Origin of the sequence: Okeania sp. SIO2F4, assembly GCF_010672385.1 — a bacterium.
Classification (GTDB): Bacteria; Cyanobacteriota; Cyanobacteriia; order Cyanobacteriales; family Microcoleaceae; genus Trichodesmium.
Genome location: NZ_JAAHGT010000225.1, coordinates 1 through 11,664, shown reverse-complemented (window position 1 = coordinate 11,664; position 11,664 = coordinate 1). Strand labels below are relative to the sequence as shown.

General features: G+C 39.6%; 3 protein-coding genes. All 3 read left to right on the top strand.

Annotation, left to right across the window (positions count from 1 at the left end):
* Positions 1-3,187: AMP-binding protein (locus F6K22_RS15885; protein ID WP_293099537.1), on the top strand; the 3,187-nt coding region annotated here is incomplete at its 5' end.
* A gap of 185 nt (positions 3,188-3,372) precedes the next feature.
* Complete coding sequence (locus F6K22_RS15880; protein WP_293099535.1) at positions 3,373-9,054, top strand: type I polyketide synthase; 5,682 nt, start codon at positions 3,373-3,375, stop codon at positions 9,052-9,054.
* Positions 9,055-9,259: 205 nt separating this feature from the next.
* Positions 9,260-11,664: type I polyketide synthase (locus F6K22_RS15875; RefSeq protein WP_293099532.1), on the top strand; the 2,405-nt coding region annotated here is incomplete at its 3' end.

Sequence of the window (11,664 nt, the reverse complement as noted above, 5' to 3'; positions counted from 1 at the left end):
AGCTTATGCAAATCAACATATTCCTCTCAATTTTGTAGCAGAGTTAATTAATCAGAAGAATTATCAACAATACAAAAATTTATTTCAGCTTTTCTTTGACTATATTGACTTTGGAGAAAATACCAAAAAATATTCTAGTTTAACTGCAACTTCAATAGAAGAAAAGTTGCCTACAGATATAGATTTATTTTTCACCATATTGAAAATAAATCAGGAGTTGAAAGGATCTTTTACTTATAATGCTGAATTGTTTGAGGAAGAAACAATTACAGGTTTTATAGATTCTTATATGTTGATTCTAGAGAAAGGAATTAATGCTCCTGATACGAAAATTAATGAATTAGAACTATCAGAATATCTAGTAAAACATAAGGCAGTGATTTATAGTAAATCACGAAAAGTAAATCTGATAGAATCTGGTTTAGAATCTATTCCTGAAGTTGAAGAATATTCAGTTTTAACCAGGGATAATCAACTGGTTGCTTATGGGGTTATAGCGGATAATTATTCTATAACAAAAGTACAATCTTTTCTAGAATCTTATCTATCTCCCGAATTTCACCCCGATGCTTATGTACCTATTTCTTCTTTACCAAAAACAGAATCAGGAGCAATAGAGGAAACTGTTTTAACAAGTATAGAAGTTATTGATTCAGATTTAATTAACCGCTGGGAAGAAAAATTGCGATCGCATCCTGAAATAGAGGAAGTTGCAGTAGTTGTACAGCGCAAAGAAGCTTACCAATTTATACCAGTTATTCAGGAAAAATCAGTAGAAAAGAACGGTAAGGATAGCACACAAGACCTACAACCAAGAGCTGACCAAAACCTTCTTGATACTAACCCCGGTGAAGTAGATGAGATAGCAGCATCGGTAGAATTTCAAACCTGGTCAGATTTATTACCAGGTACAGATGAACCAGCGATATATAGTACGGATGGTCGCAAACCTCTGACTCACGCACAACTAAAAGATTTTGTCAAGTCACCCCCAGATAACGCTAGTCTCAGCTATCTGGGGATTAAAATAACAGACCGCGTATGTGCTGCCACTCCCAACGGACCAGAGGCAGCTACATTATTTTTGTCCCTAGCACAACAATGTGTGTTTGCTCCCATTAGCACATCTCTGACAGAAAAGCAAGTTCAATTTGAGTTGGAAGACTTGGGTGCAGTAGCTTTAGTTTTACAGAGAGGAGAAGCTAACAGCACTGAGAATGCTAAGTTAAAAGCTTGTGCCGAAAGTTTAGGAGTGCGAGTCATTGAGCTAATACCCGATGCTTCAGTATGTGGTTTGTTTACTCTCGAAGAAGTTACGACAAATAAGGAAAATCATCAACCAATAACAGGAGATGACAATAAACCTACTCGCGACCATGTAGCTTTAGTGCTGCATACCAGTGGAACAACCAGAAAACCGAAAACGGTGCCTTTGACTCACGGAAATTTGACTTCAGGTTCCCTGACTATTAGTCGGACTATAAAAGTGACTCCAGAGGACACCTGCATCAATATTATGCCGCTATTTCATATCCACGGTCTTTCTGTTAATATTCTGGCTTCGATGTTAGCTGGTGCTAGCGTACTTTGCACTCCTGGTTTATACGCAACAGAAAACGGAGTAGGTGATTTCTTCAAGTGGCTGAAACCAGAAGAGGGAAGTGATAGAAAGAAAATAACTTGGTATTCCGCTGTACCAACCATGCACCAAGCAATTTTGGAATATGCAGAAGAAGCTATAGCTGAAACAGGTAAAGCTCCCGACCATTCTCTCCGTTTAATTCGTAACTGTTCGGCAGCACTACTACCAGCTATTGCAGACCGGATGGCAACAGCATTTAACTGTGAAGTATTGCCTACCTACGCCATGACAGAATCTATGCCTATCTGTAGTCCAGAAGTAGGAAAGGGGTTACTCAAGCGTGGTTCTGTGGGTCGTGCTGCTGGTCCGAAAGTAATTATTGGAGATGTCAAGGCAAATGACCAAGGCAAACCAGTTTTAAATGTGCTAGAACCTTATGCTGAGGGAGAGGTAATGGTTCAAGGTGCCTGTGTGACTGCTGGATATGAGTTACGGGAATGGATGGATTATAATCCCAATGAGGAAGCTTTTATTGAGGGTTGGTTAAGGACTGGAGATAAAGGTTACAAAGACAAAGATGGTTATGTTTATCTGGTGGGTCGGTTCAAAGAAATTATTAACCGAGCAGGGGAAAAAATTAGCCCGATGGCAGTGGAAGATGTGTTGCAACGCCATCCAGCGGTAGGTCAGGTAGTTGTATTTGCAGCCCCCCATGAACTTTTTGGTGAAGTGGTAGGAGCAGCGATAGTACCGGTGCCCAATCAGTCACGACCAACTCTGGCAGCATTACGTCAGTTTGCTATGAAGGAAAAAGAACTGGAAACCCAATGGTTGCCAGAATGCTTAGTCTGGATGAATGCTATTCCCAAAGGTTTGACAGGGAAACCAGCGCGTATAGGTTTAGCCAAGCGGTTAGAGTTGCCTACATTGACAATTGATGTGACAGCAACACCCCGAACTTTTGTAGCAACAGAAGGAGCTGATGGTAAGTATGTTTTAGAAATATTAGAGCATCAAATTGAGAATGGAAAAGGAGGTTGTCAGAGTTTACAACAGTTGGCTGTTTACTTTACTTCCAAGACAACAGAGTTTTCTCTAAGTCAGTTAGAAGAGTTGGAAGTACGCGATCGCTTTGGAACTCTCAGTAAAATTATGCCTTCTGCTTTTGTGCAGTTAGAGGAATTACCATTAACATCTGATGGAAAAATAGACCGTAAACGGTTACAAAACCCTGATAAAAATGGTAGTTCTCAAACTGTACAACAAGGAAATGAAACTGAGCAAAAAATTGCTGCTATTTGGAAGGAGGTATTGCAAATAGAAGAAGTCGGGATTTATGATAACTTCTTTGAATTAGGAGGTAAGTCTGTACTATTGATACAGGTGTATGGCAAGTTGCAAGAAATATTTGATATGAGTAATTTGAAGGTTGTTGACTTGCTAGCTAATCCAACTGTTCATTCATTAAGTGAGTTTATTATGAATGGTGGTGCAGCAGAATCAAACAAAAAAGGCAAAGTGAATTATGAGAAGCGTGTAAGTAAACGTCTATCTAAGAAAGGTGGAAGGGGTAACATTCGGAAAAAACTCCGTTCTCAAAAATAGGGAATTAAAAAAAAGTCAAAAGTCAAAAGTCAAAATTCAGACTGAGAAAGCAGGTTTATAACCAGTTTAGAAAGTCAAAAGTTAGACTGAGCAACTAGGTTTGTATTGTAAGTATTTCAAGATATTGAGATTGATTAAAACAAACCTAGTTTCTGTACTAAAATCTATAAGTAAGAATAAAGATTATGAATCAACCAGAAGAACAACAATATAACGATAACGAAATTGCTATTATAGGAATGTCTGGACGTTTTCCAGGGGCAAGAAACCTGGATGAGTTCTGGGATAATCTCAAGAATGGTGTTGAATCTATCTCTTTATTATCAGATAAACAGTTGACAAAATCTGGTATTGCCTCTGAAACACTTAATAATCCCAACTATGTTAAAGTTAGTGCTAGAGTTGCAGACATTGATATGTTTGATGCTAACTTCTTTAACTATAGTCCTCGAGAAGCAGAAGAAATAGACCCGCAACAACGACTTTTTTTAGAGTGTGCTTGGGAAGCAATAGAAAGTAGTGGTTATAACCCAGAAAACTATGACGGTTCAATCGGGGTTTATACTGGTGCTGGACTACCTGCATACTTGATGTATAACCTTGGTAGCGAAGATTTTATTCTGTTAGATGGTCGCTCCTTTGCCCAAATGGTTGCTAATGACAAAGATTACTTAGCAACACGCACTGCTTACAAACTGAATCTTACTGGACCAGCGATAACTATTCAAACAGCTTGCTCAACTTCATTAGTTGCTGTACATTTAGCTTGTCAAAGTCTCATAAATGGAGAATGTGACATGGCTTTAGCAGGTGGTGTTTCGATTCAAGTTCCTCAAAATGTAGGATACTTACACCAGGAAGGATTGATCGGTTCTCACGATGGTCATTGTCGAGCCTTTGATGCCAGAAGTTCTGGAACAGTTTTTGGTAATGGTGCGGGAGTTGTTTTACTCAAACCGCTGCAAGATGCGATCGCGGATGGAGATATTATTCATGCAGTAATTAAAGGTTCTGCAATTAATAATGATGGTTCTTTGAAACTGGGTTATACTGCTCCTAGCGTAGATGGTCAATCAGCAGTTATTTCGGAAGCTCAAGCTGTTGCTGGTGTAGATCCAGGGACGATTACATACATAGAAGCTCATGGTACGGGGACAGAGTTGGGAGACCCTATTGAAATTGAAGCTTTAAGCAAAGCCTTTTCAGAGCATACCGATAAAAAACAATTTTGCGCTGTAGGTTCCCTAAAAACTAATGTGGGACACATGAATACTGCAGCAGGGGTGGGTTCACTGATTAAAGCAGTTTTGGCACTCAAAAATAATTTAATACCTCCAAGTTTACACTACGAGCGACCTAATCCCCAGATTAATTTTAGTAATACTCCATTTTATGTCAACAATACTTTGTCGGAATGGAAACGCAACGGCACTCCTCTACGAGCTGGAGTTAGTTCTTTTGGTATAGGTGGAACTAATTCTCATGTTGTATTGGAAGAAGCTCCCAGTCTGGTTAAAGAAGAAGATGATTTACAACGTCCTGCTCATCTATTAACTTTGTCAGCTAAGACTCCTACAGCTTTAGCAGATTTAGTGGATAGTTATCATAAATATTTAGATACTAATCCAGATTTGGATCTAGGAGATGTTTGTTTCACTGCCAATACAGGAAGAGTTCATTTTAACCATAGATTAGCAATTGTTGCTGAAAACCAAACAGAATTAGTCGAAAAACTAGGACAGTTCAAACCAGAAGATAAATTAGAAGGTATCTATTCTGGAAAACTGTTAACCAATGCTGCTGCTCCTAAAGTTGCCTTTCTATTCACAGGTCAAGGTTCCCAATACATCAATATGGGTAAGGAGTTATACGCACAAGCACCAGTATTCCGAGCAGCACTTGATGAATGTGAGGAAATATTGGCAGAACTTGGTGTTGACTCCATTCTAGAAATTATTTATCCTGATGCAGAAACATCTCCTCTAGACCAAACAGCTTATACTCAACCTGCTTTATTTGCCATAGAATACTCTCTAGCTAAGTTGTGGGAATCTTGGGGTATTAAACCAGATGTAGTTATGGGTCATAGTGTTGGTGAATATGTGGCAGCAACAGTAGCCGGAATTTTTAGTTTAGAAGATGGTCTGAAACTCATCGCAGCAAGGGGTCGATTGATGCAGCAGTTACCCGCAGGTGGAGAAATGGTTGCGGTGATGGCATCAGAAACAAAGGTGAAAAAACTCATCAAACCTTATACAGACAAAGTGGCGATCGCTGCCATAAACGGACCAAAAAGTGTAGTGATTTCTGGTGAAGCGACAGCAGTTAGGGAAATTGTTAGTAGTTTAGAATCAGAAAAAATTAAAACTAAACAATTACAGGTGTCTCACGCATTCCATTCTCCATTGATGGACCCAATGTTGGCAGAATGGGAAGCAGTAGCTAAGGAACTGACTTATAATCAACCAGAGGTTCCAGTTATATCCAACGTTACCGGAAAAATAGCAGACGAAAGTATCACAAAACCAAAATACTGGGTAGATCATGTACGTCTACCAGTAAGGTTTACTGAAGGTATGGATGCTTTACAGAAACAGGGAGTTGAAATTTTCTTAGAAGTCGGACCGAAACCAATTTTATTAGGTATGGGTCGTCGCTGTTTACCAGATGTAGGTGTTTGGTTGCCATCATTACGTCCTGATGTAGCGCAATTTTCCGAGATGCTTTCTTCTCTGGGAGAGTTATATGTGCGGGGAGTAAAGGTAGACTGGGTGGAATTTGATGGGGAATACATTCGTCAGAAAGTGACATTACCTACTTATCCATTCCAACGACAAAAATATTGGATAGATAACTATTCCCGTGCTTCAGCTACTGTTTCTGTTTCTAGCAATAATGGTTTTGTTGTTGATGAACAAACATCTTCTTTATTAGGTCAGAAGTTAGCTTTACCGTTTGCTAAACAGTTCCGCTTCCAAACGAAGTTAACTCCTGAGTTTCCTTCTTATGTGAAAGACCACAGGTATTACGGTCAAATAGTTGTAGCTGGTGCGTCTCATATTGTGTTGGCTTTACTTGCTGGTAAAGAGGTACTAAATAGTGAGTCTTGCGTTGTCGAAAATATTGAATTTTTACAGATATTGGGAGCTGATGAAAGTTCTAGTCGCACAGTGCAAGTTCTTTTAGAGCAAGAAAAGGAGACAGAGTATACTTACCAACTGATTAGTTGTCAAGCAGGAACAGAAAACGACCCCTCAACAACTTGGACGGTTCATTGTAAAGCAAAAGTCAGAGCTGCTAAAAACTCGGAATTTACTCAGGAAAATTTTGATATTGCTGCTATACAAAACCGATGTACTGAAGCTTTTGCGAGCGATGAATATTACTCAGCAATTCTGGAACCTCTGGAAGGACAGTTTAGTCTTGGACCAACTTTTCAATGGACAGAAAAAGCTTTCTTAGGGGGAAGAGAAGGGTTGTTGAAAATCAAATCAGGTGAGGGCAATGAGGAAATGCAGGAATATTTGCCTCATCCTGGTATGGTTGATTCTGGAATTGTTGCGGTAGCTATGCTGTCAACACATCTAGAGTTTTCTCCAAATGCTGAAAATAATGGTCATGGAGAAGATAGCGATTCCACTCGGATGGAACCTGTAGCTTACGCATTCGCAGGAGCAAAGAGCTTTAAGTTTTTTGAGGATATTGACATTGACGATGAATTGTGGTATTACACCAAAATTTATGAGTCAAGTTCTTATGCAGCAGGGGAACTTCGGGGCGATACTTATCTACTGAATGGAAAAGGCAAAGTATTAGCACAATATATTGGTATTGATTTCCGCCAACTAAGTCGCAAGTTATTGTTGAGGAGTTTTGGGTTAGATTTCAGTCAGTGGTACTATCAAACAGAATGGCAACCTGCTGCTTTGATGCCTAGTGAGACACAGGAACTAGGAACTTATTTGCTATTTTGCCCTACAGGAGAATCAAATAGTAAGTTAAAAGAATGGAGCGATCGCCTGAACTCCAAATTATTAGAGCAAGGTCATCAGTGTATTGTTGTTTATCCAGGAGATAGTTACAAGAATTTATCTTCTGAAGACAAAAAGCAGACAATTCAATTATCTCCAATAGAATCAGAACATTTCCAGAAGTTATTTGATGAGGTAAATGAATCAACAGACGAGTTACCATTGAAGGGTATTATTCACCTCTGGAGTTTAGATACTGATGCTGTAGATTTGACTAAAGCTGAGGAGCTAATTTGTGGTAGTACAATTAATCTGCTGCAAGGGATGCGATCGCTAGAAAAATCACCTCCTCTGTGGTTAGTTACTCAAGGTGCTGCTTTAGGAGTCAGGAGTCAGGAGTCAGGAGTTAGTAGTAACGCTCAACCGCAACAAGCACTTTTATGGGGGATAGGTAAAGTTATAACTATGGAGTATCCGCAGTTATTCTCTCATTGTATAGACCTAGATCCTGATGCTGATGAACAAGAAAATTTAAAAGTTTTATTCGATGAGGTAGTTAACCATCAGACATCAGGGATGGCAGAACATCAGATCCGTTATTCTCAAGGAGAGCGTCAAGTTGCCAGGTTAATTGAACCAAGGTTCGATAATACCGATGATACTAAGTTAGCTATTCAGAGTGAGGCAAGTTATTTAGTTACTGGTGGTTTAGGTGCTTTAGGATTAGAAGTTGCTCAGTTCCTGGCAAAACAGGGAGTTAAGAGTATAGTCTTATTGGGACGTAGCTCTCCTTCAGAAACTGCCAAGGAAAGTATTCAAGAGATAGAAACAGCAGGTGCTAAAGTTTCAGTATTATTGGGAGATGTCTCTGTTGAGAAAGACATGATTGATGTTTTCCAAAAGATACAGACATCTTTGCCTCCCCTTAAAGGTGTGATTCATGCTGCTGGAATTGTAGATGATGGCTTTATACAACAAATGACTTGGGAACAGTTCACAAAAGTGACCGCTCCGAAAGTAGCAGGAACTTGGAATCTACATAAACTAACAAAAGATATATCATTAGACTTCTTTGTTTGCTTCTCCTCCATAGCATCCGTTTTAGGTTCCCCTGGTCAGAGTAACTATGCTGCAGCTAACGCTTTTATGGACGCCGTTGCCCAATATCGTCAGAATTTAGGATTACCAGGATTGAGTATTAACTGGGGACCTTGGGCAAATATTGGTATTGCCGCTAGAATGGGGGCACAGCAACAAGGTCGTCTACAAAGCCAAGGTTTACAAGGAATTAAAGCAGAGCAAGGGTTACAAGCATTAGAAGAAGTATTAGCTACCAAGGAAGCACAGATAGCAATATTTAATATTGACTGGCCGCACTTATTGAGTCAGTTTGGAACCATGACTCCAACATTCCTATCAGAAATAGCAATTCAGCATCCAGTTCAAGGAGGAAACCAGGGACCGAAACAACGGGAGTTGTTAGAACAAATGAAGGTAGCAACAACTGACCAGCGACAAAGGTTAATGGTTGATTATTTGATTAGTGTTGTTGCTAAAGTATTGAGGAGGGGTAAAAATGATTTACCAGACCCAGAAGAAGGATTCTTTAATTTAGGAATGGATTCACTGATGGCATTGGATTTTGGGCAAATGATTCAGGTAGATTTAGGTATTACTTTGTCCTCAACTTCTACTTTTGAGTATCCAAATATTCAGGCGTTAGCTGAGTATCTAGAAGGAATAATTCCGAAAATAGCTCAAACGGAAACTGAGTCTGGGAAAGTTGATGCTGTAGTTGATACAGAAAATCTAATTACACAAATTAGTCAGCTTTCAGAAGACAAAATGGATGAAGCTATTGATGAAGCTCTGACTGAACTTTATCAGTTTATCTAGAGAAAAGTAGGGAACAGGGAACAGGGAACAGGAAGAAAGAGTTGGTATAAAAGGTGTAGAAACCTGGTTTATATGAAATGCTCACTAGACTGAGATTTGTTTCCCGTAAACCAGGTTTCTTACAAGACTTCCATTGCCAACAAATTTAATATTACTTTTGACTTCCGTGAAACGCTATAAAATATACCAAACAAGGAATTAAACAATGGTAAATAGTACCGAAACTCCTGAACTATCAAGTCAACAACGTCTTTTATTAGCAGTTAAACAAGCAACTGCTAAGTTAAATGAAATTGACACAGCAACCACAGAACCAATAGCCATTATTGGTACTGCTTGTCGTTTTCCAGGAGGTGTTGATACTCCCGAATCTTACTGGAAATTTCTCAAAGAATCAAAAGATGGTCGAGTAGAGATTCCCAAAGAGCGATGGAATAATGATGAATACTACAACCCCGACCCAGAAACACCAGGCAAAATCTACGTTCGTCATGGTTATTTTCTGGAACAACCTATAGACCACTTTGACCCCTCCTTTTTTGGTATTTCTGGGTCAGAAGCAAGTAAGATGGACCCATCACAACGACTGCTGTTGGAGGTGAGCTGGGAAGCATTAGAAAATGCAGGTATTTCACCCAGGAGTTTGAAAAATACTAATACTGGAGTATACATAGGTCAATGTTTTAATGATTATGCCATAATCGGTGTAAATGCCTTACCTAATAACCTGGGTGATTTTTATTTGGGTCTGGGTACAGCGATGAATACTTCCTCTGGTCGAGTGGCTTATGTTTTTGGGTTACAGGGACCGACTTTTAGTCTGGATACAACTTGTTCCTCATCCTTAGTTACTTTGCACCTAGCTTGTCAGAGTTTACGGAGTGGGGAATCTAATCTTTCTCTGGTGGGTGGAGTAAATTTAATGCTTCATCCCAATGTTACTCATGGGTTCTGTAAAGGTCGAGCATTATCCCCCGATAGTCGTTGCAAGACTTTTGATGCTAATGCTGATGGTTATGCTCGTGGGGAGGGTTGCGGTATCCTTGTTCTGAAACGTCTTCGGGATGCTGTGGCAGATGGCGATCGCATTTTGGCTCTGGTAAAAGGTTCTGCTATTAACCATGATGGTCCAAGTAGTGGATTAACGGTTCCTAACCAACAAGCGCAAAAGAAGGTACTTCGACAAGCTTTGGCAAATGCTAAGGTAGATGCGTCAGCAGTTGACTATGTTGAGTGTCATGGTACGGGAACTTCTCTGGGAGATCCTCTGGAGGTAAAAGCTATTGATGAGGTCTATTGTCAAGAAAGAAGTAAGGAAGACCCTCTAGTTTTGGGTGCGGTTAAAAGTAATGTGGGACACCTGGAAGCTGCTGCTGGAGTTGCAGGTTTAATTAAGATTATTTTGGCTCTGCAAAATAAGGAAATTCCGCCAAACCTTCACTTTAGTCAACCTAACCCTCAAATTGATTGGAATAAAACTCCAGTCCAGGTGCCAACAAGTGTGATACCTTGGGAAAAAGTAGGTAAACCTAAGTTAGCAGGAATTAGTGGGTTTGGTATGAGTGGTACTAATGCTCATGTGATTTTGCAGGAAGCACCTAAACAAGTTAAAAGTCAAAAATCAAAAGATGATAATGATGATTCTTTAGACCGATCGCTGCATTTATTAACTCTGTCGGCTAAAACTAAAAAAGCTTTGGAGGAGTCGGTTGCTCGTTATCAAAATTATCTGGCACAAGAAAATAATGAGATTGAGTTGTCTGACATTTGTTATACAGCTAACACAGGACGTACTCATTTTAATCATAGGTTAGCAGTTATCGCAGCAAGTCAAGCAGAGTTATCGGATAAATTAAGCCCTGGTTTAACTGGGGAGGAAGTATTCTCTGGACAAGCATCTAGTAGCGCTTTACCAAAGGTGGCTTTCTTATTCACTGGTCAAGGTTCCCAATACGTTAATATGGGTCGGGAATTATACCAGCAAGCACCAGTTTTCCGGCAAGCGATTGACCAATGTCATCAAATTTTCAGTACAATTGTTGAGGAGCAAGAAGAGTCAGAACAAGTTTCTCTGTTGGATGTTATGTATTCTGACACTGAAAAAGATTCTGATTCATCTCCACTAGACCAAACTGCTTATACTCAACCAGCACTATTTTCTATTGAATATGCTTTGGCTAAATTATGGCAATCTTGGGGAATTCAACCAGATGTAGTCATGGGTCACAGTGTAGGTGAATATGTTGCAGCAACAATAGCAGGAATTTTTAGTTTAGAAGACGGATTAAAATTAATTACTGCCAGGGGACGATTAATGCAAAAGTTACCCTCTGGTGGTGAAATGGTGTCAGTTATGGCCTCAGAATCAAAGGTACGTCCTCTCCTAACAGACTACACAGATAAAGCAGCTATGGCAGCGATTAATGGGCCAGCAAGTGTGGTAATTTCTGGAGAGTCAGAAGCGGTAAGGGAAATCGTTAGTAAGTTAGAGTCGGAAGGAATTAAAACGAAGCAACTACAGGTATCCCATGCTTTCCATTCACCTCTAATGGAACCAATGTTAGAGGAATTTGAAAAGATAGCTAATCAACTTGACTATAATATAGACAA